At 44.2% G+C, this 24,094-nt stretch carries 22 protein-coding genes; 7 read left to right on the forward strand and 15 right to left on the reverse strand.

Annotated elements, in window-relative coordinates; translation table 11 throughout:
* Positions 1-108 precede the first annotated feature (108 nt).
* From L3V30_RS23960 to L3V30_RS12015, 3 genes are all read right to left on the reverse strand, one after another.
* Positions 109-243, reverse strand: coding sequence for a hypothetical protein (locus L3V30_RS23960; protein ID WP_005391196.1), 135 nt, complete (start codon positions 241-243; stop codon positions 109-111).
* Positions 244-376: 133 nt separating this feature from the next.
* Positions 377-724: a hypothetical protein gene (locus tag L3V30_RS12010; RefSeq protein WP_005391198.1), complete on the reverse strand. Its 348-nt coding sequence runs from the start codon at positions 722-724 to the stop codon at positions 377-379.
* 177 nt (positions 725-901) lie between these two features.
* Positions 902-2,095 carry a multidrug effflux MFS transporter gene (locus L3V30_RS12015; RefSeq protein WP_085344335.1) on the reverse strand — a complete coding sequence of 398 codons (1,194 nt, stop codon included), beginning with the start codon at positions 2,093-2,095 and terminating at the stop codon, positions 902-904.
* A gap of 105 nt (positions 2,096-2,200) precedes the next feature.
* Between L3V30_RS12015 and L3V30_RS12020 the strand changes: the two genes are divergently transcribed.
* Both L3V30_RS12020 and L3V30_RS12025 read left to right on the forward strand, forming a co-directional pair.
* On the forward strand, positions 2,201-3,088 hold the full coding sequence (locus L3V30_RS12020; protein WP_005391202.1) for a LysR family transcriptional regulator: 888 nt from the start codon (positions 2,201-2,203) through the stop codon (positions 3,086-3,088).
* Positions 3,089-3,271: 183 nt separating this feature from the next.
* Positions 3,272-5,092: a GGDEF domain-containing phosphodiesterase gene (locus L3V30_RS12025; protein WP_074189912.1), complete on the forward strand. Its 1,821-nt coding sequence runs from the start codon at positions 3,272-3,274 to the stop codon at positions 5,090-5,092.
* A 107-nt stretch (positions 5,093-5,199) separates the two neighbouring features.
* Here L3V30_RS12025 and L3V30_RS12030 read toward each other — a convergent pair whose 3' ends face one another.
* Both L3V30_RS12030 and L3V30_RS12035 read right to left on the reverse strand, forming a co-directional pair.
* A complete protein-coding gene (locus L3V30_RS12030; protein WP_031780190.1) occupies positions 5,200-6,483 on the reverse strand; it encodes a peptidoglycan DD-metalloendopeptidase family protein in 1,284 nt (427 codons plus the stop codon).
* Between the two features lie 124 nt (positions 6,484-6,607).
* Complete coding sequence (locus L3V30_RS12035) at positions 6,608-7,237, reverse strand: hypothetical protein (protein ID WP_237309000.1); 630 nt, start codon at positions 7,235-7,237, stop codon at positions 6,608-6,610.
* A 203-nt stretch (positions 7,238-7,440) separates the two neighbouring features.
* Between L3V30_RS12035 and L3V30_RS12040 the strand changes: the two genes are divergently transcribed.
* From L3V30_RS12040 to L3V30_RS12055, 4 genes are all read left to right on the forward strand, one after another.
* Positions 7,441-7,842, forward strand: a complete 402-nt coding sequence (locus tag L3V30_RS12040) for a GFA family protein (RefSeq protein ID WP_012842460.1) — start codon at positions 7,441-7,443, stop codon at positions 7,840-7,842.
* 152 nt (positions 7,843-7,994) lie between these two features.
* Positions 7,995-8,666, forward strand: coding sequence for a YoaK family protein (locus tag L3V30_RS12045; RefSeq protein ID WP_006742080.1), 672 nt, complete (start codon positions 7,995-7,997; stop codon positions 8,664-8,666).
* Positions 8,667-9,121: 455 nt separating this feature from the next.
* Positions 9,122-10,486 (forward strand): YjiH family protein, encoded by a 1,365-nt coding sequence (locus L3V30_RS12050; RefSeq protein ID WP_041853121.1) that lies wholly within the window; start codon positions 9,122-9,124, stop codon positions 10,484-10,486.
* 447 nt (positions 10,487-10,933) lie between these two features.
* A complete protein-coding gene (locus L3V30_RS12055; protein WP_048625268.1) occupies positions 10,934-12,805 on the forward strand; it encodes a methyl-accepting chemotaxis protein in 1,872 nt (623 codons plus the stop codon).
* Positions 12,806-12,958: 153 nt separating this feature from the next.
* Here the strand turns inward: L3V30_RS12055 and L3V30_RS12060 are convergent, their stop codons facing one another.
* From L3V30_RS12060 to L3V30_RS12070, 3 genes are all read right to left on the reverse strand, one after another.
* Positions 12,959-13,312: a hypothetical protein gene (locus tag L3V30_RS12060; protein WP_237309001.1), complete on the reverse strand. Its 354-nt coding sequence runs from the start codon at positions 13,310-13,312 to the stop codon at positions 12,959-12,961.
* Positions 13,313-13,547: 235 nt separating this feature from the next.
* The gene (locus L3V30_RS12065; RefSeq protein WP_237309002.1) at positions 13,548-14,705 is read right to left on the reverse strand and encodes an aromatic amino acid transport family protein; all 1,158 of its coding nucleotides are present in this window, start codon (positions 14,703-14,705) and stop codon (positions 13,548-13,550) included.
* Positions 14,706-15,401: 696 nt separating this feature from the next.
* Positions 15,402-15,713: a hypothetical protein gene (locus L3V30_RS12070; RefSeq protein ID WP_048625269.1), complete on the reverse strand. Its 312-nt coding sequence runs from the start codon at positions 15,711-15,713 to the stop codon at positions 15,402-15,404.
* Between the two features lie 141 nt (positions 15,714-15,854).
* Between L3V30_RS12070 and L3V30_RS12075 the strand changes: the two genes are divergently transcribed.
* On the forward strand, positions 15,855-16,190 hold the full coding sequence (locus L3V30_RS12075) for a helix-turn-helix transcriptional regulator (protein ID WP_005391220.1): 336 nt from the start codon (positions 15,855-15,857) through the stop codon (positions 16,188-16,190).
* Between the two features lie 215 nt (positions 16,191-16,405).
* Here L3V30_RS12075 and L3V30_RS12080 read toward each other — a convergent pair whose 3' ends face one another.
* The 7 genes from L3V30_RS12080 to L3V30_RS12110 all read right to left on the reverse strand — a co-directional run bounded on the left by L3V30_RS12080 (position 16,406) and on the right by L3V30_RS12110 (position 23,888).
* Positions 16,406-17,152 (reverse strand): phosphatase, encoded by a 747-nt coding sequence (locus L3V30_RS12080; RefSeq protein ID WP_237309003.1) that lies wholly within the window; start codon positions 17,150-17,152, stop codon positions 16,406-16,408.
* Positions 17,153-17,177: 25 nt separating this feature from the next.
* Complete coding sequence (locus tag L3V30_RS12085; RefSeq protein ID WP_005391222.1) at positions 17,178-17,912, reverse strand: nucleoside/nucleotide kinase family protein; 735 nt, start codon at positions 17,910-17,912, stop codon at positions 17,178-17,180.
* A 9-nt stretch (positions 17,913-17,921) separates the two neighbouring features.
* The gene (locus L3V30_RS12090; protein WP_104972797.1) at positions 17,922-18,440 is read right to left on the reverse strand and encodes an MltR family transcriptional regulator; all 519 of its coding nucleotides are present in this window, start codon (positions 18,438-18,440) and stop codon (positions 17,922-17,924) included.
* Positions 18,441-18,499: 59 nt separating this feature from the next.
* Positions 18,500-19,771 (reverse strand): zinc-binding dehydrogenase, encoded by a 1,272-nt coding sequence (locus L3V30_RS12095; protein ID WP_237309004.1) that lies wholly within the window; start codon positions 19,769-19,771, stop codon positions 18,500-18,502.
* 47 nt (positions 19,772-19,818) lie between these two features.
* Positions 19,819-21,243 carry a PTS mannitol transporter subunit IICB gene (locus tag L3V30_RS12100; protein ID WP_081442488.1) on the reverse strand — a complete coding sequence of 475 codons (1,425 nt, stop codon included), beginning with the start codon at positions 21,241-21,243 and terminating at the stop codon, positions 19,819-19,821.
* 12 nt (positions 21,244-21,255) lie between these two features.
* Positions 21,256-21,699: a PTS sugar transporter subunit IIA gene (locus tag L3V30_RS12105; protein ID WP_104973848.1), complete on the reverse strand. Its 444-nt coding sequence runs from the start codon at positions 21,697-21,699 to the stop codon at positions 21,256-21,258.
* A 431-nt stretch (positions 21,700-22,130) separates the two neighbouring features.
* Positions 22,131-23,888: an SgrR family transcriptional regulator gene (locus tag L3V30_RS12110; RefSeq protein WP_237309005.1), complete on the reverse strand. Its 1,758-nt coding sequence runs from the start codon at positions 23,886-23,888 to the stop codon at positions 22,131-22,133.
* Between the last annotated feature and the right edge of the window lie 206 nt (positions 23,889-24,094).

A 24,094-nucleotide genomic window follows, 5' to 3' on the forward strand; every position in this document is an offset into this window, starting at 1 on the left:
TCCGTCTTTGAGTAGTGGTTTACCAATGTTGTTCAATATGTAGGCTGCCACTAAAAACAAGACAGATAAAAGCAAAAAGCCCTGATTCTTCAATCAGGGCTTTTTAAATTATTTCGCCAGTTTTTTCATAACACGAGCAAAAACAGAAGCTTTTTTCTTCTTCGCTTTACCGTAAAGCGCTTTGTGCATCGCGTCTTTTGCAATCATCTGGCCAATATAAGCACCACCAAGTTCGTTACCCATGACCTTCTCCTGAATGTATTGACTTAACTATGTTGTAATTTTACACCACAATTAGATAAAAACAAGACTGGCGTCACATTTATTTTGTAATTAACTTTCAGGTTTGTTCTGATTACTTTTTCGAAACGGGCGCCTATCGCTTAGGTTGCTGGTATGTTTTACCCGCTGCGACGTACGTATCTTTCTGTTTGATTTCAAAGAATGTTTCAAAGAACCACGCAGCAAATTTGATCAAGTGATCGCCTTCATTCATGACGTGCTCCACGTATTCTTGCTCTTCTCCGGACTCGTCTTCTTGAGTGGTAATATGGTAAATACGTTTCTCGCCATCAACTTCTGCAAGACCAAACTGACCCGTTAGGGATTGTGCCGCTTGTGCAACTTCTTCTTCCTCACACGCCTTCAAGACTTCGAGTGCCTTTGGCATGCTTTCTTGCTGAGTAATTTCTTTTACCAGTGTTTCAAATTCGTTTTGTTGCATTCTTTCACCTAACGATTAGAGATCGGATAGTCATTTGGGCAGAAAGGTATCCCCAAGCTGAGAGGAGCATCAGGCATTGCCCTCTTCCTCTCAAACTGAGTCATTCAATATACACAATGATCCTGACTTAATTTAGCAGCGCATTTTAGAAAGCTGCCTCTTTCGTTGCAAGTATATTCAGGTGGAAGTTTCTGCTTGAATCGTCCCTTCTGGCACTTTACGAAATTGGCTTAGTACGAGAACAAAGCAAGAAAGTAACGCAATAAACAAATAAAACACCCCAAGCTGGTTTTGATTCGTGACCCAAGAATCTACCAAGTATCCGCCAAACAACCCGGCTAAACACATTTGAATTGATCCAGATAGCGCAGAAACCGCTCCGGCCTGTTGCTTATGTGGCGACAGCAACAAACTAATTGATACCGGAAACGACATGCCTTGGGCAAAACTTAAACACGTAAATGCCACTAGTAATGAAAATACACTGAAGGGTGTAACCAACAATATGAAGCCAGCAATAGCAACAATCGCGAAACTCATCAGCAAGATTTGCTGAGCTTTGTAACGAGCGTTGATCAAATTAAGCACCAAGCTGCCCGTCAGCAAACCAACTGACGGTATGATCATCAAAGAACCGTAATCTGCCGCCGTTAAGCCTAACTCTTGTTGCATTAAAAATGGATACAAGGAAAGCGTTACCAGAGCCGACAAATAACTAAGCCAGTTGTAGCTCGCACTACCAATCACTTGAGTATTCGTTAACAGGCGCAAATAATTTGCACTCACCTGGCCTACTTTAAATTTTCGCTTCGGGTAAGGCAGCGTTTCTGGCAGCACCAATAAACCAAGCGTAAAAATTGCCATTAAGTAAATCAGCACAAACACAAAGACAGCATGCCAGCTCAGGTGAAAAGCAATCCAACCACCAAACAGCGGAGCAATAATTGGCATCACAGATGCCGTGACTGAAATATAAGATAGCGCTTTGGTTAATTGCATACCGTCATAACTGTCACGCAATACGGAGCGACCAAGCACCGAGGCACTGCCCGCTCCCAAACCTTGAAGTAACCGCCCCGCTTCAAGAGCAATAATGTTGTCCGAAAAGGCGATACAAATAACCGTACCAACTAGGTACACACTTTGGCCCAGAATAAATACTGGTCGACGACCAATCGCATCAGACAATGGGCCATAAAAAAGCTGAGAGATACCGAAACCAACGAGAAATAGTGTGACGAGATTCTGAATCGAATGTTGCGGCAAATTCAAGTCATGACCAATCAATGGTAAAGAAGGAAGATAAATACTAACGCCAACTTGGCCTGTGGCAATGATCATCATCGCTAATAACAATGGTGTTTTACGCAAACGTTCCTCCTACTTTGTGACAGATTGATGGCAAACAGTGTATATTTGATACTCAAAGATGATAATCAGCTAAGTTGGAAAGGAATTAATTCCCAAGGAGACACAATGGACTGGATTCAAAGCGTGAAGAGTTATATTCGTGTGGTCGAAGAAGGTAGCTTTAATGCTGCAGCGCGGAAACTCAATACCACCAGCTCAGCTATCAGTAAACGAGTTCAATGGCTAGAAGATAAAATTGGCGTTCAGCTACTCAAACGCACGACCCGCTCTATTAGCCAAACCGAAGCTGGTGCGCTGTTTTATCAACGAGCAAAAAATCAGTTGGATTCATGGCAATCAGTATTAGATGAAACTCGCTCAGTCAATCAATCACCAGCGGGGTTATTGAAAATTGGCGCGACACTGGCGGTTGGTTCTAAGTTTTTGGTGCATTACCTAGATGATTTTCTTGAGAAATATCCAGACATTACGCTTCAATTAACGACAACGCTACCGGGCCAATTGCCAGAGCTAAGCTTAGACCTGTTTATTAGCCGGGAATTAGAGCAACTTAATTCGCTAAGTTTCAAAGCCACCGCACTTTTCGAACATAAAGCCCAGTTTTACGCCGCGCCTAGTTACCTAAAAAAATATGGCACCCCACAATGCGTTGAGGATCTGACAGAGCATAATGTCCTGATTTGGGGTGAAAAGCCCTCACGAGAAATCAAAACCAATCGAGGCAAACGTATCAGCTTGTCCGGTAACTTTGCCACGACCAACCCAGAAGCGCTGTTTCATGGTGCCAAAAGAGGCATGGGTATTCTGATGACGAATAACGTCATGATCAAAGATGATCTCAAATCCGGAGCTTTAGTGCCTATCTTGCCCGATATCACAGCGGATAAAGCCACTGTATATGCCTACTATCCAAAGCTGGATTATCAGCATACCCGAACTAAGCTGTTCCTCGATTATCTCAAATCGCGATTAGAAGAGGAGAAGCGCGCCTAGCTTAGCGTTTTTATCGCTATACCTTTAAAAGGTTCAAGCATAAAAACATGAAAATAATGATTTGTTCGTTCACAAAATTTGAAAAATTCGCCTTAGTAACCGATAGTTTATTTGATGCATATCAAATAATAATTCTTCGTGTCTCACACGATATGGTAATCACAACGCTAGGTGAAATGCTCAATGGGTCAGGTACAAATCAGTTTCCACAAAATTGATGAAATATTGAAGCTAAACGGCACGGCTCAGCTAAACCGAGTCACGTTAGATATTCATCAACAATTGCAGAGCCATTGCACTTGCGTTGTAGAAGTTGCGCATCTTCAACATTCGGCTCATACCATCTCCTTCGCTAGCAATGGAAAAATTACAGACAATCTAAGCTACCACCTTTCAGGCACCCCCTGTGAAAAAGTGGCAAAAGACATTGGCGAACATATTTTCTATCAGGACCAAGTTTACAAACGCTTTCCTGAAGATCAGATGTTTCAAGAGGATGGTATTCAAGCTTACATTGGTCTGCCATTAAAGACACAAAATGGCGAGGTTCTGGGAATTTTATTGTCCACCTTTACCCGAAGCATCCACGCTAAGGAAGCGCAAGATATCCTCGACTTCCACCGCTTTTATGCCAATGTCATTATTCACAGCTTACGTGAAAAGTGGGTCAGTGAACGTTCAGATAAGCTTCTTAATCAGCTTAGCTATGAAGTATCGCATGATAACCTAACTGGACTGCTCAACCGTAGCTGCTTAGCTGATACCTTGGAGACATTGACGCAACAGGCCACTCGTCCATTCAGTTTGGCTTATCTAGACATCGATAACTTTAAATCGATCAATGATATCAACGGAAACTACATCGGCGACCAAATTATTAAGTTTACGGCAAACGCCATTCAACAGAGCTTGTCATCGCCAAACAACGCTTTTCGTGTAGCAGGAGATGAATTCGCCTTCATTACTTACGACGAAGATCCTGTCGCCGTGTGTCAGGAAGTACTCGACAAAATTGAAAGCGGCTACAGCGACAAATCTAACCGAATTTCTTTCACTGTTAGTATTGGTATCGCGCGCGCACCAGTACATATGTTGAACAGCGATGAGCTAATTTTGAATGCCAGTCTCGCTCTCAAAGACTGTAAAAAACATCGCGATACACGAATTCAGCATTACGACACACACCTTAGCGCCCTTTATCACCGTAGAACGCAGCTTATTGAAGCTATGCGCATTCAACTAAGCGCTAACATACATGATAGCGAAGAGTTGTATGTCGTTGTTCAGCCAATCGTAGATATCACAAGCGATCGCTGGAATTACTTTGAAATCCTAGCCCGCTGGAACAGCAATGTTTACGGAAACATCTCCCCTGCGGAATTCATTGAAGCTGCCGAACAATCAGGCCTGATTATCGAGTTGGGTGAACGTATTATTGAACTCGCATGTATCGCGAAACAAGAGCTAGAAGCCAACTTAGGATACAAAGTCAAACTCTCTATCAATTGCTCTGCCTATGAGCTGGTCGACTCTAACCGCTATATTAACCACCTAACTAACATGGTTGAAAAGTATCAGCATGAAGCAAAAGACTTTGTTATAGAGCTCACCGAGACCGTTTTACTCTCGCAAAGTGGCCGTGAACAGATGGTACTTAACTCATTGCGGTACTTAGGTTTTAAAGTCGCGTTGGATGATTTTGGTACGGGATACTCCAGCTTGAACTATATACACAATTATCCGATTGATAGCATTAAAATCGATGCAACCTTCGTTCAAAACATGCTCTCAAATACAACCTCTGAACAAGTGGTGTTTTTGATAGCGCAATTAGCAGAACTGCTTGATGTGGATTTGATTGCCGAAGGCGTAGAAGACGATAGAGCACTACAAAAGTTAATTGAAATGGGCTGCCACTACATTCAAGGCTATTTCTACTCTCGCCCACACAGTGTTGATGAAATCGTACACCTGATAAATGAACGTGAAGTGCGGAGCGCCTAAGAGCTCTAAACAAGCGACGGTCATGGAATGTAAATCTAGTTAATGCACAAAGTAAAAGAGACCAAGCTATACTTAGTCTCTTTTTATTTTTTGAGCGAAGTACTTTGTTACAGCACTGCTTTCTCTTTATCGCGTAATAGCTTATCCATTTCATCTCTGTTCGCGACAAAGGTTGCCATCTCTTTCTTAGGAACAGAGCTCGCCATTGGGATGTTTGCTCGCATGGCGTTAACTGGACGGCCGTATTCAATCAATTCATAGTGAAGGTGTGGCCCTGTCACTCGACCTGTTTTACCTGAAAGACCGATACGCTGGCCTCGAGAAACCTTTTGCCCTTTCTTCACCAGAATCTTACTTAGGTGTAAGTAACGGGTTTTGTATTTGCTGCCATGCTCAACAACCACGTAGTTACCCGCATAAGGGTGTTTACGAGTCATGATCACTGTACCGTCACCAGTAGAAACGACTGGTGTACCGGTTGGCACGGCAAAGTCAGTACCGTTGTGCGGTGCGACACGCCCCGTTACTGGATGTAAACGATTGGGATTGAAGCCAGAACTGATACGCCAACGGCTACTTACAGGATAACGCTGGAATGCGCGCTGCAAGCTTTCGCCTTTGGCATTGTAGAATTGACCATCGGTATGAAGGTAAGCCGTGATTTCACGTCCGCGATTGTAGATCTTAATCGCCTCAATTTCGTTCTTGCCCGTTGGCACACCATTGATGCTTTGCGAACGACGAACGACTTCAAATCGATCACCTGCACGAAGATCACGCCCAAAGTTGAGTTGCTCTTTGAGTAAGCTCACAACTTGACTCACTTCTGCCGACGTTAGACCTAGTCGACTTGCAGAAGAAGAGAAACTGCCTTGAATAACACCAACCAATGGTTCTTGGCTCCACACGCCAGGAATCGAGATATCGGTAAAGTCATAGCTACCATCACTATTTAGTTGGTAGACCACTTTATCTGCAATAGAAAATTGCAGTTCCATTTTCTCTAACTCGCCTGTCGCATCATCACGCCAAAAGCGGAGCGTGTTGCCCGGCTTTAGTGTATCAAGTGCAAGGTAGTTCAAATCCGTTTCCATTACTTTCATTAACGAGCTGTAACCGAAACCGAGCTGGCTAAAAATAGTGCTTAGGTTGTCACCTGCTTGGATTTGATATTCGAAGTTCGGGGGAGTGACAACTTCGGCAGTTGTCGCATCAAGAATTTTTTCAACGACCTGAGATTCAGGCAGGTTCAATGCGATGGTTTTGGTTAAAGATGACTCTTTGAGAGAGTGAGAAACACCAATCGCAACTAAAACTGGCAAGGAGTATAACAGCAGCGCTCTACGACTTGTCAGATTCGGCAACCGTCTTGTAATTTCATTTGTAGACACGGGAATTACTATCTCCTTTCAAACAAGGCTCATAGCTTATGCATTCCCGTATAAGAAATCACTATGAAATTTCGAGATCTAGCGCAGAAAACACTGAATTTTTACAGAACTCAAAAAAAATTCATCACTGTTGCATATGTAAGTTATTCCCTACACGCTTTAATGTGGATGAATTTAATTGATTTGGCGTATCTGCCATTGTTTGATCGTCACCATGCGCTAAATATGAAAGCGCGATAATGGCATCACTTTCCCATGTAATTTGGGTAAATTTAACGCGGTCACCGACAAAAATACTGTCTAAAAGGATAACTCGGCTCGGCACGGGGTCAAACTTAAACAAGCCAACATAGTTAAACGAACCGCTACCTTGTGTCGTTACAATCATCGGTGTAGCAATCCATGAAACACTCTCAATCTCACGCTGACTAATAAACGCAGTTGGAACAAGTACCTGACCTTTTGTCGCACCTGCATCATAATCGCCTATCAAATAGCCGTTTTCTTTATCCCACTCATCAAGAAAAGTGACCGCTCCCTGCTCTGGTACTTGAATCGTCCATGGGTTGCGTGAAGTAATTCCCAGCGTCTCTTGCACAATAACATTGGTTTCTGCTTCCGTTTGAGGGAACTTAGCCATGATCTCTTCATCAGACAAACTAAAGCGATAAACACCCGCGATCACAACCACGACCAATAATACGATCGGAATAAGAAGAATAAGTGGTATCGGCAGGATTCTTTTGTGAGCCATGAAGACTTCCTTGTTTAAAGGGATAAATGAAAAAGCGAGTATAGCATTGTATACTCAAATGATTTCATCCCTTCAAGTGTTTCAAAATTAAACTAAACTGACTGTATCCAAATGATTTTCAAGCCCAGAGTTCATAACTTGCCACTGACACTGCTCTCAGTGTTCCAAATTCATTGGTGTATTGGGAAGAATAGGTAATCACGATGACAACAACCATTCATACATGCGAATGCGCTTGCGGTTTAGTTGAGCTCCGTTGTAAGGGAGAACCCATCCGTACATCTGTCTGCCATTGTTTTGAATGCCAAAAGCGGACAGGCAGTGTGTTTGGGGTACAGGCTCGCTTTGATAAAGAGCACGTAACCTTAAACGGTGAAGTCACCTGCTATACCCGAATGGGGGATGATGGCAGCGAGGTTCAGTATGAGTTTTGCCCTTCTTGCGGCACGACAATGCGCTTATTGGTCTCTACATTTCCTGAAATCATGATCATTCCCGTCGGTCTTTTTACTGATAAAGAGTTCCACCAACCAACGGTTTCCATCTATGAGCAGAGGAAACATGGATGGGTGAGTTTCGAATGTACAATGGAACACATCAGGTAGGGGAAATCCCCCTCTATGTCGTTATCACGGTCAACGCAAAAGCTCTATAAATGAGATTTTTTTGAGAATGATCAACCGAGTTTTACTGTAAGGGGTTTCGTAACGCGGTGTGAGCGTTATAATCGGCTCCTAACATTTGGTGGGGTTTTATTGTGATTTCCAGACTTCCTCGTTGGGTGGAATATGGCGCGTTTCTACTTGCCCTTCTCGCGGGCTGCGTCAATGCCGTTGGTCTTCTCGGCTTTCAACATCAAGCGATAACACATCTTTCGGGAACCGTAACTCAGCTAGGGAACAGCTTGCTAACAGGTGTGGATAGCTCTATTCACCTGCTCTTCATCGTATTTAGCTTTTTGATCGGTGCTGCCTTTAGCGGCTTTTTTATTGAGAGCAGTGCGTTAAAACTAGGGCGAAGATATGGTGTTGCACTGTGCATAGAAGGGAGCTTGCTCCTACTCAGTTTGGGCTTTTTGGTCCAAGGGGATTTGTACGGCCAATATCTAGCGTCAGCAGCATGTGGATTACAAAACGCAATGATCACTACATTCAGCGGCGCAGTAGTCAGAACCACACATATGACTGGAATCATCACCGATCTGGGGATTATGATTGGAGAAAGCTTAAGAGGTCGTCAATTTGATCGACGTAAAGCAAAGCTATTCCTATTCATTTTCTTCGGATTCTTGCTTGGCGGTGTCGCAGGAGCCGCACTTTTCGTGGTGTATGGATTATATACGCTCGTTTTCCCTGCAATATTGGCTTTCGCTACGGCTCTGATCTACTGGAGTTACCTTTACATGCTTAGTCGCCAACAAAAAGCATAAAATCTCGAACCGATTGAGGCCGAATGCTTCAATCGGTTGTAGATCAACTCTCTCACCACTGCACATCATAATAAACGTTTTATCGTGTTGTAACGCAGCTAAAAAACCTTATAACAGCTAGGGCTAACAGGGCTCCCGGCAAAAAGTTAGTTAGATCAAAGTCACATTTGTTTACCGTTTTATTATTCCAGTCACAATGCGCCCCATAATTCTCTGCGCTGCCCGCGCTCCGTGCTACAATTTTCTAACACAAGCAACATATTCGTATACACTTATACGTTATTTGACCAATTACCCGACAAATCGGCTGAATAACTAGATGTATTTAATGAATAGTATTGCAATGGATGCAGTTTGCGGGTACCCTCCGCAAAACTGTGATTAAATACGGATGTTTAGTGAATATTTATGTCATGGAAATGGCAAGTATTGACTAGTAGTAACACGAGACAACTATGCATAACACCACTAATGCTACTGAAGCTCCTAAGGGCAACTTTTGGATGTTTTTCATCCCTTCCCTAATCGGTCTTCTACTCTTTATGGCTCCGATCTCATACGATGGCGGCCTAACTATCCCTGTTGCGGTTATGGCAAAAGTCATCCCGGCAGTATTAGGCGATACCTTGATCGCTATCGTCACCAGTATCATCGCTTTCATGGCAGTCGCTTCTGTTCTTTGCAAAATTTTCAAGCCTGCAGCGATTTTACGTAATGGATTTTTAAACGGTCTTTTCAATCCATCGCCACTTTGGCTTGTTGTTCGCTTAATCGGCGGTGCAGCCGTATTAATGACATTCTTCCAAGTGGGTCCAAAAGCGATTTGGGAAGAAAACACAGGTGGCCTTGTTCTTACCGGTCTTCTACCAACTTTGTTTGCGGTGTTCATTTTTGCGGGCCTACTCCTTCCGCTTCTTCTGAACTTTGGTCTTCTTGAGCTGTTTGGCGCATTACTGAGTAAAATCATGCGCCCGGTATTCAACCTGCCTGGCCGTAGTGCAATTGACTGTATGGCGTCTTGGTTAGGCGACGGCAGTGTTGGTATCTTGCTAACCAGCAAACAGTACGAAAATAAATTCTATACTCAGCGTGAAGCCGCTGTTGTCGGGACAACGTTCTCAGCAGTATCGATCACGTTTAGCTTAGTGGTTATCGCTCAGGTACAGTTAGAGCATCTGTTCCTACCTTTCTACGGCGCAATCTGTTTAGCAGGTATTGTCGCTGCGGTTATCATTCCTCGCTTACCGCCGCTAAGCCTGAAGAAAGATCGCTACATTGATGGCAGCAACCCAGATAAAGATGCTGACGCCGTACCAGAAGGCCACACCACATTCTCATGGGGTATGGATCTAGCACTTAAGCGCGCGGGTCAGGTAACATCTGTTCAGTCGGTATTTAAAGAGGGCGTACATAACGCAATCGACATGGTGTTTGGTGTACTGCCTGTGGTTATGGGTCTGGGTACCGTGGCATTAGTGATTGCAGAGTACACTCCTGTATTTGAAATTCTAGGTCAGCCATTCATTCCATACCTAGAGCTACTGCAAATCCCAGAAGCTGTCGCCGCATCACAGACTATTGTTGTTGGCTTTGCGGATATGTTTATCCCGGCAATTTTAGCGGCATCAATTGATAATGAAATGACACGTTTTGTTATTGCAGCAATGTCAGTAACTCAGCTTATCTACATGTCAGAAGTTGGCGCCCTACTACTAGGCAGCAAAATTCCAGTAAACATTGTAGAACTGTTCGTTATTTTCATTCTGCGTACGCTAATCACATTACCTGTGATTGCTGGTGTTGCTCATCTGATTTTCTAAAATCAAAGCATCAATCAACAAAGGCTCCGCATTGTCGGGGCCTTTTTTATGTCTAAAACTCTATCTACAGCTCTATTCAGATCACTTAATTAGCAAACGCTCATAACTTAAAACGAACAGCTCCAATCACGCCCCCTTTTACGACAGTTAAGTCGCTCTCATCTCACCAATAACGCCAACCTGAATCACTATGCTTTACGCAATTCTTTTCATTATGACGCTTTCATTAACAGAGCGCACAAATCTGATCAAACTCACGGTTTTTGTCGTAACTTACCGTTTTGTTTAAATTTGGTTAAAAAAGACAACAAATAGACTCATGTTTTTGACAAAGATGTCGATAAAAAAGATAACCAAACACAATAGGTTTCTCTTGATGCCGAATTCGCCCGTTCAAAAAGAGGTGAAAGCATAGTGAAGCCAACCGGGAGAATCAGAGGAAAGCTCATGAAATTTAGACATAAGGTTGTCACAGCCTCGTCATTTTTGCTGCTAATTACCGTGTCACTACTGTCGACGCAACAAGTTATGACGATCCGCTCCCAAACGCAGGAGCACATTGACTCGAGTGTGAACGAGATATTGACCAGTGTTGGAAATACCGTGCAATCAGAAATGAATGCTAAAAAGGATCTCGCTCGTTCTATTACTGAAGTTATCGAACTTAATCCAAGTTCACACAACTACGTTCAGAACATTCTTGAGCGACCAACACCAAAAGCCAGCTTTCTTGCGATTGGCTTTGGTTATGAAAGCAATGGCTTCGTGATTGAAAATGACGACGGCTGGGAAGCAGGACCAGACTACGATCCGCGTCAACGTCCTTGGTTCATCGCAGCTAAAAACAAAGGCGATTTGGTCGTAACAGACCCATACGTCGATGCGTCTTCAAAAAACGTCATCATCTCTGTTGGTACACCAGTAAAAGAAAACGGCCAGTTCTTAGCTGGTATGTTTTATGACCTCGAGCTCACTACCCTTTCAGACCTCGTCAACCAAGTGAATCTGTTTGACGCTGGTTACTTATTTTTGGTCACCGCTGATGGAACAACCATTGCTCACCCTCAAAGCAAATACAACGGTGAAAAAGTTGGTAGCTACCTACCACAGGTCGATCTTACACAATCAACGCAACACATTGAGATCGATGGCGATCGTTATATGATTAACTTGACTCACATCCCGGGCGAGAACTGGTACGTGGGTTCAGTTATTGATGAAGCTATCGCCTACTCTGCCGTAGGAGAGCTTCGCAACAGCGCTATTATTTATTCAATCATTGCCGTGATTGCTTCTGTTATTGCACTGACTCTGCTCATTCGCACACTCATGCGTCCGCTAGACACATTAAACAACGCGATTAAAGGTGTTGCGTCTGGGAAAGGCGATCTTACACAGCGCCTTGAAACTGATACTGACCAAGAATTCTCAGAGCTTGCTACAAACTTCAATACGTTCATGGAAAACTTGCAACAGCAAATTATTGAGTCGAAGAGTATTTCTGATCAAATTTTGAATGGCACTCAAATCACCGCTGAGGGTGCAAAAGATTCGGCTGGTGCTATTCAAACTCAGCTACAAGAGCTAGAACAATTAGCCACCGCGATGCACGAAATGTCTGTTACCGCGACTGAAGTTGCCAATAATGCGCAAGGCGCAGCAAGTGCAGCCAAAGAAGCTGATCAAGCAACGGTTGAGGGCTCTTCTGTGGTCGGTGAATCGACACAAACGATCAACATGCTTTCCGATAGCATTGACCTTGCTGTCGAAGAAGTGCAAGTGCTTGAATCTGCAACCGCCAACATCGAAACGATTCTAAAAGTCATCAACGATATTGCGGACCAAACGAACTTACTCGCGTTGAATGCCGCAATTGAGGCTGCACGTGCGGGAGAATCTGGCCGAGGCTTCGCCGTCGTTGCTGATGAAGTTCGTACACTGGCGCAACGAACTCAAGAATCAACAACAGAAATTCGTACTATGATTGAGCAGCTGCAATCTGGCGCATCATCTGTGGCAAATGCTATGCATCAAAGCAAGGGTAGCGCTGTAGAAGCCGTAGAAAAAGCAGACTTGGCAAACAACGCGCTACAACGTATTCGTGATGCGATTCAGCGTATTTCTGATATGAACTTACAAATCGCCTCAGCGGCGGAAGAGCAAAGCTTAGTTGCGGAAGAGATCAACAACAATACGGTGAATATTAAAGACCTATCGACTCAAGTCGCCGAATCTGCAAATCGAACTAACGATGCTATGCAGGCACAGCAAGAAGATGTGCATAAACAAGATCAAATATTAAACCGATTTACAGTCTAGTCTCCACCTAAACAAAAACAGCGAGCCAATGCTCGCTGTTTTTGTTTTTAGCCCTCTATCGCAGTGGTATCTAGACTTAGAACACCTAGTTTTTAGTGTTGTTGCCACTCGGCTCAAAACTGTTATCACGCTTGCTATACTGCCTTTCCCACTCTAGTTGAATTCAACATGGATATAGCGGTCATTGGAGCGACGATAATAACGATCATCCACTTTTAAATAGGTGAAATCTCCAATCTTTATGTAGGTACTATTACGAGGAATTCGGTCGTGGTAGTAGTAACTGCGTCTTGGTCGTCGAGACTCCACATAAATAACGTCACGATGTTTATACTTATGCTTATGTTTATGCTTGTGCTTGTGCTTGCGTTTATGATGATGGTGATGCTCATGATGGTGATCATATCGATGACCATGCCTATGTTTCGGGTCAGCCATCACTTCTGTACTAAACACACCTAAAGACAATATAACGCCAACCATGGCAAAAGATAATTGCTTTGACACAACAGAGCCTCTTATTAATATCAATAGCAACATAATAGGTAGGTGAATCACTGCACATGTCAGTCTTTCGCCAAGGAGTTTTACTACAAGGTCAAAGCTTATCGTGATTATCAGAGAAAGGTTAAGCATCACTGATATTGATAACTTTTTAAGTCCTCTGTGTTTGGGTTATAAACACAAAAAAGCCGCCCGTTATACAACGGGCGGCTCAGTTTTTAAATAAGCTAGCGTGATTTTATACTGCTTGGGCAAACAGCAAGAAACAGCCGAATAGGAAGATCATGCTCATTCCCATTACGCCGCCACCAGCTTCATAAATACTGTCATCTTCTACTGGCACTCGACGCACTTTCATTGTCATTGATAATGGGACAAAGACCGCGAGAAACACAAGAATAATCCCCGCGTAGCTAAGAATAGCCAAGAAGTGTTCTGGCGCAAATACAGCACCTAGTAGTGGTAGCACAAACGTGGTAACAAAAATCATCGGCTTGCTTGCTTTCAGTAGGTCTGCATTTTGATCGTATAGCGCCATTGCCACACCTAAGAACGATGTTAACAGTGCTAACCCAGTGAACATGGATAGGATAAACTCCAAACCCTCGTATTGCTGACCTAATACCGAGATCAACTCCGTTACGTTGGAGTATTGAACAAGCTCATGAGGTGGTAGGTTACCGACAACTGCTAACAACCATAATAGGTAACAAACAAGCGGAATAGTTGAACCCACGATAATCATATTACGCAGTTGTGTTTTGCTCGCTTCTTTGTTGTAAGTTACGAGCGATGGGATCACGACCATAAAACCGAAACTGGTGAAAAGCACCGAGCTTGTCTTAATTAGCGCCATCTTATCGTCACTCACGACTTCATCAAGTCCCTCAAACGAGACGCTTGGTGCAAGCGCAAAAAGTGTCAGAATCAGCGCCACGATCATGCCTAGGAACAAACCGCGATTAAGCTTATCTACAACCCCTGTGCCTGCCGAAACAATGATACCGACTAAAAGAGTAAAACCGACTTGGCTTGCGATCGTAGATGTTGGCAGCCCAATTGAGGCTGTTACTTTTTGTACGAGATCACCCGCCCCAATGATATAAGCCATCAATAGACAAACTAACAGGGCGTAAAGCAAGCTGTTGGTTACCAACTGGCCACCTTTACCTAGCGTTTCGCGAGCAATTGCATTCATGCTCACGCCGCCGCCTACTTTGCAACTGGCCTCAAGAAGGAGCAGCGCAGCGTAAGTCGTCCCAGCCCAGATGAATAACATAAGAAGAGTGCCCCAAAGGAGGCCAAATTGAGCAAGCACCATTGGTATAGCAAGCATACCAGCGCCAAGAGCAGTACCTGCAACGATCAGGGAGCTGCCGACAAGTTTTAGGTTCACGGTTAATACCTCTAAATTCAATCCGTTTATTTCTCGCCGGTTGTGCTACATCCAAAGCACACCCAACAAAACGCTCTACTCAGCCAAAATTTGGTTACAAGAACCCTATATGGCTAAGAAAACATGCAGCAAAAGGTGGTTAATTCAATTGCACATGAACACTTGAGAGTCGTTTTGGGCGATGTCATCGTTGATGAAATGCGCACAACTTTGGGTTCGAAGCAAAATTGTTCATCTTAATTCATCAACGCCATTCGTTATGAATGGATTTGGTTCGAAAAGATTGTAAGGCATAAGCAGGACGATTGAAAAGCAAAAGGTCAATCTTATAGCGATATATTTTAACAACTCTCCTCATTCACCTAAGATGTGTCGTTATTTTCATCACTAATCAGTCTTTTATCGCCTAATGAGAGTAAGAACGTGCTCAACCGCTCAATTCTGGATAGGTGTACAAATTAGTTTACAGTTCAAGTGCAGGTGTTAGATTCCAGGGGCGTAGCCTAGATCGGACAATATCGCTATTATTCGCTGCGTACCGACACTGTTCGGTTCACATACCTCTAAACACTGATTTACGGTTCGAAACTATAGGTAAATGAGTGTCCGAATGCTGGGTGTGGTTCCCCAGCATTTGCATCCTTTCTTTTTGGTGTTATCCAAACTGTCTAAATCTAAGCTAGCTTGCCCATTCTATTAATAGGCTTTATCTAACGCTCCGATGATATAAGTTAATGCTGAAACGCCCATATCCGCGACCTGTTTCTCAGTCACACTCATATTTTCATACGCAATCTGCAACTCTACCTCACCTATCGATTCTTTATGAAGATAAAGCTCTTTGTAGTTCATCAACCTCTGTTGAGACTGTCGAGTCAGAGCGACAACATTTTCTTTAGTGACACGATGCTGCTCATCAAGCTCGCTAAATAATTGATCTAAAATGCGTTGCATTTTTCGAATTGAGGATTTCGTCTCGATTGATTTGTATGATTGATACTTTTCCATTGAGTTTATAACTGACTAAAATATGTACATTTTTATTAGGTAGCTATTCTTATACTGATTGCAAAACAGGTAAATATGAGATGGTTAAACTGGTCCACTTCTTGCTTTATTTAGGCCAAAACTGTCCTTTCAGGAGAGCACATGCAGGTCGATCCTATTATTGAAGCACTGATTGCGAGAAGGAAAGCGAGTGGCCTCTCCCGTGAACAAATGGCAAACATCGCAGGGATGAGCGTGAAAACGTATCAACGGATAGAGCGTGGAGAATCCGACCTGAAACTTTCCCAATATCGCTCCATACTGCGCTCTCTGCATTTGACCGATCTCGACATCGCATTGGATATAAGAGACGTTCAACACGTAACAGCAGATGATCTAATGGCCGTTGCACGCTTGCTGTCTCCTGAAGCTCAGTCCCTACTTGTTCGCCTGTTATCGCTCGTTATTGAACAGCGGAACACAAAAAGCGGCTCATAACCTTATGACTGATTAAGAGCAATAAAATTCCCGCTCGGCCTATAATATTCTCGAATTATGGCCTTCGTTCCCTTTTTCATTGATTCCTCTTTTCACGCTTTATATGACAGTCGCGTTGTCTGTTCTACGCCTCCCCAAAACGAATAAAACCCGCAGCTTGGCGGGTTTTAGGGCTGTATAAGAAAATACTTCGTTTAATGTGTTTGGGATTTTACTTAGTAAAAATCCTTAAACTCTGGAATCCTCGCCTTACCTCTCAGCAATAAGAAGTTCAAGAATCGGCTCGTCGACGTAGTGAGTATCTTCTCTTCTTCCACACCGTGTTTTTCCAGCAAAGCAATCGCCAAATCTAACTTAGAGATCTCTTCACAGAAGTGCGCATCAGATCCGGTACTGAAGTAAACGCCAATCTCTTTGCCCAGCTCGACAATGCGATCACAACGGGAATCACTACCCTTACGGCTTTTGCCTGTCAAAGATGTATTGTTAACTTCAACCGCAACATTGTGCTCTTTAGCACAGCACAGCACCTGTTCCATATCGAATGGGTAATTTGGGTTGCCTAAGTGACCGAGAACATCCACCCTGCCGCTTTTAATCGCATTTATCAGAGCGGCAGTATGCTCAGCTTCGGTTGCGGGCTTGAATACGGGTTCATGGAAACTCGCAATCACCCAGTCAAGATGTTGGTCAGAGGAAGGTGGTAAGTCTATCTCCCCTTTCACATTCAGCGTGTTGGCTTCGACACCACGGAGAATACCTACATCGTGTAAAAAGCGGGGCAAAATTCTTTGATTATTGAAATGCCAGTAGTGAGGGGCTCCTGGCATTTCGGGAGCATGATCGGTGGTACAAAGAAGTTTTAGCCCCTTATTCTTGGCTGCCAATGCGTTCTCTAAAATGGTGCTATAGGCATGTCCACTGGCAATAGTATGGGTGTGGCTATCAACGACGATATCCATGGTGACCTCCTAAATTGTGGACGAATTATCGAATTTCGAACGAACCGTTTTGATTGAGAAACAGCGTGAGATCCGCTGGAATTGAGTGATTTAAAACCTTATCTACATTTACGGCATCTGAGTTCAAATAAAACTCCAATGCAGCTTCTGGCTCAGTACCACCACGAATCTTACGATTGACTAAACGCTCTTGTAGAAACTCAGGCTGTGTATCTACAAAGACGGTAAAATCGGCCAAACGATGCAGTTCATTCCACACCGGTTCATTAAGCAGTAACCAATTCCCCTCAACGACAACCACATTCCGATTTACCAAAATGGCGTCGTCGACTGGATCATGCAAATTGCGGTCGTAGTATGGCCATTTTGTATCTTTCATTTTGAGCTGTTTGAGCTTGTCGATAAGCTCCGTCAGATTAAATGTTTGATAGGACCCCTTAATACTGCGCAGAGGCACGAGCTCGCCATCTCGTTCAATCGTATTGTTGTCGAGGATCTCATTTGGATAGTGGAAACCATCAAACGGCAGCACTTGTAAAGGCTCTTGGCTTTCATCATGTTCAGAGAGATATTCCCAGAACGCAGCAAGGGTTGACTTACCGCTGCCCGGAGGGGCACACAAGAACACCACAATGCGTTCCTGCTTCTCATGATAAAGACGGGTAAATTTTTCGATAAGAGGTTGATGGATTCGCTTTACGTCGGCATCAGGAAAGGTAGCTTCGGTTTCAAAACCACTGACATTTAAATTCACTTTCATGGTGAACCCTTATTGATTGATCTCCCCTTCGATTCTTTCTATCAACATTTCACATGACAGCTTCAACACTGTTTTGATGAGAGATTCGTATCTCATTTGCGAAAAGGACTCAAACGAAGAGAACTTAAGCTGATTGATCGACTCAAGATAAAAGCTGTCTTGCTGAGAAGAGAGTACCGCTTGGTTTTTGATGAAGTCGTAAATCACGTCATCCGCGAATTCGACTTTCTCCGGTTGGCTAAACACATACTCCAAGACCTGATCGTACAATCCGATATCGGCGTAAGTTTCTAAAGAGATTTTGCCCATCGCAAACATCAGCTTCGATACCACATCGGTCGTCACCAACGGACCATCTTCTTTCAATAGAGGATCCACAGCATACTCCTTCACTAGATCGTCTTGGACGAACACGCTCGGAAGTAATGCTTTTAACTTGAGGTTAATTATTTTGTTAGAAACCTGAAGAAACGCAGTGGCATTTTCGCACTCGTCCAGTTTCTCCAGTAATTCATCTTCACGTGACAACGTATTATGACCTCTCCATTATGTGGCAGCGCAAAGGCTACCACACAAATTCGTTGCAACTAAACCGTTAAGCTCACGTCATAAAACTCAAGTAACGCTTTTTCTGCATGTGCGTTCCACACATAGTTATTAGCGTTCAAAATTGCGTCTAATTCGGCGAAGAACGGGTCTTGGTCTACCAACGATAAGAAATCATCAATCGCGGTCAATGGCAGGTCAATATGCGGGTAAATCAACTTCTTACCGCCCGGAATATCCAACTGATTCAAAATCGTATGGGGTGCAGCTTGTAAGCCACCAACATGCGTGATCATGAACGATGGATTGATCTTACCTTGTGAGGAAAGCTCTATAGATTCCACCATGTCACCCTTTGAACCACCGGACGTCCCTACAATATGGGTTGATTCGTAATGCACGTTGTAAAAGTTAAACGGCACTTTGAAGTTCTTATCCGTTGGGCCAGCAAAGAAATTCAAGCAACCATCATTGCCAAGTAGCTCATCCGCTTGCTCAAGCACTTGAGCAACCGCCGCGTAGACCATTACATCGTCATAACCATTGCCACCGTTGAGTGCTTTGAGATACGTGACCGGGTCGTCGATTTGAGCCGTGTTCACGTAGTGCAGTTCTACGCCCTGCTCTTTGGCTTTTGCAACGGGAATGAGGCTTTCAGCTCGGTCTAAACGCGCGGCGTCGATGTCCGTCACCACGATCAGTTTTGGCTTTACAGGGCCGTTGATCGCATAGTCAATCGCACCAATGCCCATTGGGCCAGCACACGCAAGTAGCGCTAATGCTCCGCCCTCTTTGATGCCCATATCGTGCTCGTACACGTATTGCGTGGTGTGGTAGCTCGCATGGTACGCACCGATAATGCAAGACATTGGCTCAGCCAGCGACGCATCAGCAAAGTAATCGCCGTGGTAAGGCAGCACGCAGCCTAGGTCGATAGCGATTTTAGGAATAATGGAATACGTCGCGTTGCCGCCAAATGTCTCATAACTGTAGCCCGCCGAGTAGCCTGTTGGCAAGCCCATGGCAGGTTGCAGAACAAAGTAATCGCCTGCTTTGTATTGATCTTTTAGGTTCTCACCAACTTCAACAATCACACCTGCATATTCATGACCAGTCATCACTGGCACTTCATCAATGTTTTCAGGAACGCGTTTGTGTTTGCTACCTAACAATGCTGCTTTGTAAGTGGATAGACAAATGCTGTTTGAAATGTTTTTAACCAGAAGTTCGTCGGCTGAAATGTTTGGTAAATCAAAAGTTCTTAGTTGAACGTTTTTCTCACCACAGATAACCGCTGCCGTTGTTTGTACCATGATTTATCTCCTAAATGGGGCGATACCTGCCGCCCCAAACTGCATTGTTAGGCTGGTTGCTCAGTCGCGACCGCTTGTTGCTTAATCTTGTCCATCAGCTCGTCAAGCGCTGGGTCGTTGAGGAAGTTCTTGATCGTTACGACTGGTAAACCTGTCGCGTTGACTGCGCGGCTTTCTAAGCTCTCGTGCGTCACGACGATGTCGGCTTCACTCGGGACTTTCTCGATGGCAAAGTTCTTCACTTCAATCTCTATCCCAGCTTGTACTAGCTTGCGTTTGAAGGTCGAAGCGCCCATTGCACTAGAGCCCATACCTGCATCACAAGCGAATGCGACGAATGAAATTGGTTTGCTTAGTTCTTGCGTCGTAGCAGCTGCAACTGGCTTAACTGCGCCTTCCGCTTTCATCTCTTTCATGTCAGAAACTGACTTCTCAAACTCGCTTTCTTTTTCTTCTGATTTGCTCACCTTCAGAATCGCACTTGCTACCAAGAAAGAGACAATCGTTGCACTTGTCACACCTGCGATGGTCGCGATGAAGCTACCTTTCGGAGTAAGAGCAAGGTAAGAGAAGATAGAGCCTGGACTTGGACCCGCGACCAAACCGGCATCAAATAGGTTGAAGGTTGCGATGCCTGTCGCCGCACCAGCAATCATTGCCACAATCATGATTGGTTTCATGAGTACATATGGGAAGTACAGCTCATGAATGCCACCAAAGAAGTGAATGATGATGGCACTTGGCGCAGAGCGTTTAGACAAACCCTGACCAAACTTTGCGTAAGCCAGCAGCATACCAAGACCTGGGCCTGGGTTAGACGCCACCATAAAGAAAATGGACTTGCCCGTTTCTGCGGCCGCTTGCAGGCCTAGTGGGTAATAAATACCTTGGTCAATGGCGTTGTTCAGGAACAACACTTTTGCTGGTTCGTTAATGATCGCTAACAGAGGCAGGAAACCCGTCGCAACCAACGCTTCGATGCCTGATTTCACAAACAAGTTTGCTGCGGTGACTGAAGGGCCAACAATCTCGTAGGCGAACAAACACAACAACATACCGACGATACCCAACGAGAAGTTGTTGACCACCATCTCAAAACCAGAAGGGATGCGGTGTTGAATACGTTTATCCACTTGCACCACAACCCAAGCACTCAGTGGGCCCATGATCATTGCGCCAACAAACATCGGTATGTCAGCCCCGACAATCACGCCCATCGTACCGATAGCCCCCGCTACCGCGCCGCGTTTTTCACCAACAATCTGACCACCAGTGTAACCAATTAAAAGTGGCAGCAAGTAAGTGATCATTGGCCCCACGAGTTCGCCAAAGGCTTCGTTTGGCATCCAGCCCGTAGGAATAAAGAGTGCAGTAATAAAGCCCCAAGCGATAAAGGCTCCGATATTTGGCAGCACCATGGCGGTCAAATGACCTCCGAAGGCTTGCACATTGGCTCGCATGTTTGCTTTCACGTTATGTTCCTTTTAGTATGCTTTTATTATGTCTAGCACTTGTTCTTTGGAAGAGGCTTGTGCCAGTTTTGCAATGTTCTCTTCATCCACAAACATCTCGCTCAACGCTTGAATCACCTCAATGTGGGTATCAGAGTCTTTCGCAGCTAAGGTAATAAGAATATTGGCCGGACCGAGATCCGATCCAAAATCAACAGGTGATGGGAAAATATGAATGCCTAAGCCTGTTTTTAAAACACCAGTTTCAGGTCGGGCATGAGGCATTGCCAATCCAGGGCATAACACATAGTAAGGACCGTTTTCTTCCGTTGAACGGATGATTGCATCAGCATAATACTGGGAGACGTAACCTTTATTTTCTAGGTATTGAGTGGTCTTTTTAACCGCATCTTGCCATTGGTAAGCGCGATCATTAATTACATCTACTAGTTCGTGGTCGATTAACTCGTACAACATATTTAACCCTATCAACAGTTCGTCATCTGATGGGTTAATTATCAATAACAGAGTCCCAACCGCGCAACCGAGCTACTTTTGCGCTTCGAGTCACACTTTAAAGCCTGTCAATTTGTTTAAATGGACAGAGCTCAAAAATCCCACACGTAAAAAATCTACAAATTTTATTTGAGCAACAAGTCAATAGACGAATTTTGAATACAATCACCTTCTCGAAAATATTCTTAAAGTTACATTATTTAAATCAGATCACATTAGACCTATTGACTCGATATAATTCGTGATTAATTTCAAAGTTCATTTCGGGCTGTTTCTTGATCACTCGCGCTCAAACGTAGATAAGCATCACACTTGTTGGCTAGAAAAAATAAAAACGTCACTGGCTTTCACCAAATTGCAGACACAAAAAACCGCCATTCAGGCGGTTTTGATCAGTCCGCAGACCAAACGGATCGTATGTCTGGCCATCCCCAGTTTGTGAGTGCGACATCTTCCAAGACCCCTTGAAAACGTAGCGTCTGAGTATGGTGAAACATCGGTGCAATCCAATATTCGCTAATCAATGTGGACGCAATCGGCTCTAACGCGCTCAGATAATCTTCAAGCGGTGAGAATGCGCGGACATTTTCCATTTGAGCATCCAACCACGCCGCATTTTGCGCCCCTAAGGTGTGGTAAAGCACGGCATTGCTAAAGAAGTTGCTAAACGCAGACGCATGACGGTTATCGTCCAAGTTAATATTTGTGACAACCAGAGTCTCATCAAGCGTACCGTTTTTGGCTTTCTCGCTCAGTTCACGGTAGGAGTACATAACGATCTCGACTCGGCTGCCCGCATGTTTTAGACGCGAAGAAATCGCTCGTGCACACCGGCGTAGTGCCGTGTAATTGTACCCTGCGATGGTGATCAGCTTTGGCAACTTGACCGCTTCTCCAAAGGGGCGCAACACTGGCTTCCAGTTAGGCAATAAGTTATAAGCAGGTATGCTCCCAAATATAATGTTTTCATTACGCATCACGTCAGCTAGCTGTTCAGGTTGAATCAATTCACTGATGTATCGGCGCTGGGCCTGAGACAAAGCGTGCTTCGCATGATGGTTAAACAGTGCGAACAAACAACCGTCTTCCGTTCGACTGCGTTTGCTCGCTGGGGACGTTTCACTGTTCGGTGTAGACATGTAGTGACCGCACATGTCATCAACAAGGACTGGCTGTGGTTGCAGAGTATTCGCAGCGAGCGATGGGTTCTCCATCTTTTCATCGTTGACGATCCAGATCGTCACCAAATCCGTTAATACTCGACACGCGTAATAGCCATCAAACGCTTGCAGTTTCAAACGGTTTTCACTGTGCTCAACGACGGAAAATGGACCACTCCCCACCACCAACTTGTTGTTCGCAACGTTCACCTGACTCACGGGCTGAATGCCATATTTCACGCCAGAAATAAGTCCAGCAAAACCCAAGTCAGGTCGGTTAAGCTTAAAAACAACCTTCAATGGATTAAGTGCCGTAATGTTGGCAACATGCGCCAGCTCTTTTTCGTAGTATTCCAAAGAGCTTAATTTGGCGAACAAACTGACAACCGTTTCAGCATCAATTGGGTTGCCATTATGAAAAGTCAGACCCGGACGAAGATAAAATGTCCATTCGTACAAGCTGTCATCATAACGCCAATGATGAGCCAACTCTGGCTGCACCTGTCCGTTGTAATCGCTCGAAACCAAACAACAATAAATTTGGCGAAGCAAAAAACGTTCACTACTTCGCTGCAGTTGATGCGGAACCACACGCTCGAACATACGTTTGTAGGTCAGTTGAATGTTGAGCTGACCTTCTTGAACCGATGCGCCTGACGTTGTTTTCAATAAACGTCCAAACGCAACTTCATCCTCATCTAATATCGCGAGCGCTTTCTCATACTTACCTCGCTTAATACGCGCGAGAGCTAAGCTTTCTTTTAAAGCCTCTAACTCGATATTGAGTACGAGGGTCGAACGCTGATTTCTTCCTGCTTTCGGATACCAACTCAACCACATTTTATCCTGCATTTGCGACAACAGGCTGCGCGCATGCCGAGGAGAGGTAAACAATAAATCGGCGATTTCTTGCAATGTAGTTTTCGTTTCATCACCAACATTAAACGAAAGCAAGCGTTGGTAATAACGAAATAAGTTGAGATCAGACACCGCACGCACCTTAACTTTAGGAGGCCATTCAATAGGCGTATTTTACTGAACTTGGCGGCAATAAAATAAGAAAACTTCCAAACACTTTGTTCCCCTTTTACTAACATTTCGTGCCTATATTGTAGGAAAACCCCACCAATTCGGTCTTATCAGGAATAAAGCGAAGAAATCTACTCTCTTTTTTGCCTCCCCTTTTTTCACCATAC

This window comes from Vibrio sp. A1-1, assembly GCF_021728175.1.
In the GTDB taxonomy this organism is placed as follows: domain Bacteria; phylum Pseudomonadota; class Gammaproteobacteria; order Enterobacterales; family Vibrionaceae; genus Vibrio; species Vibrio diabolicus.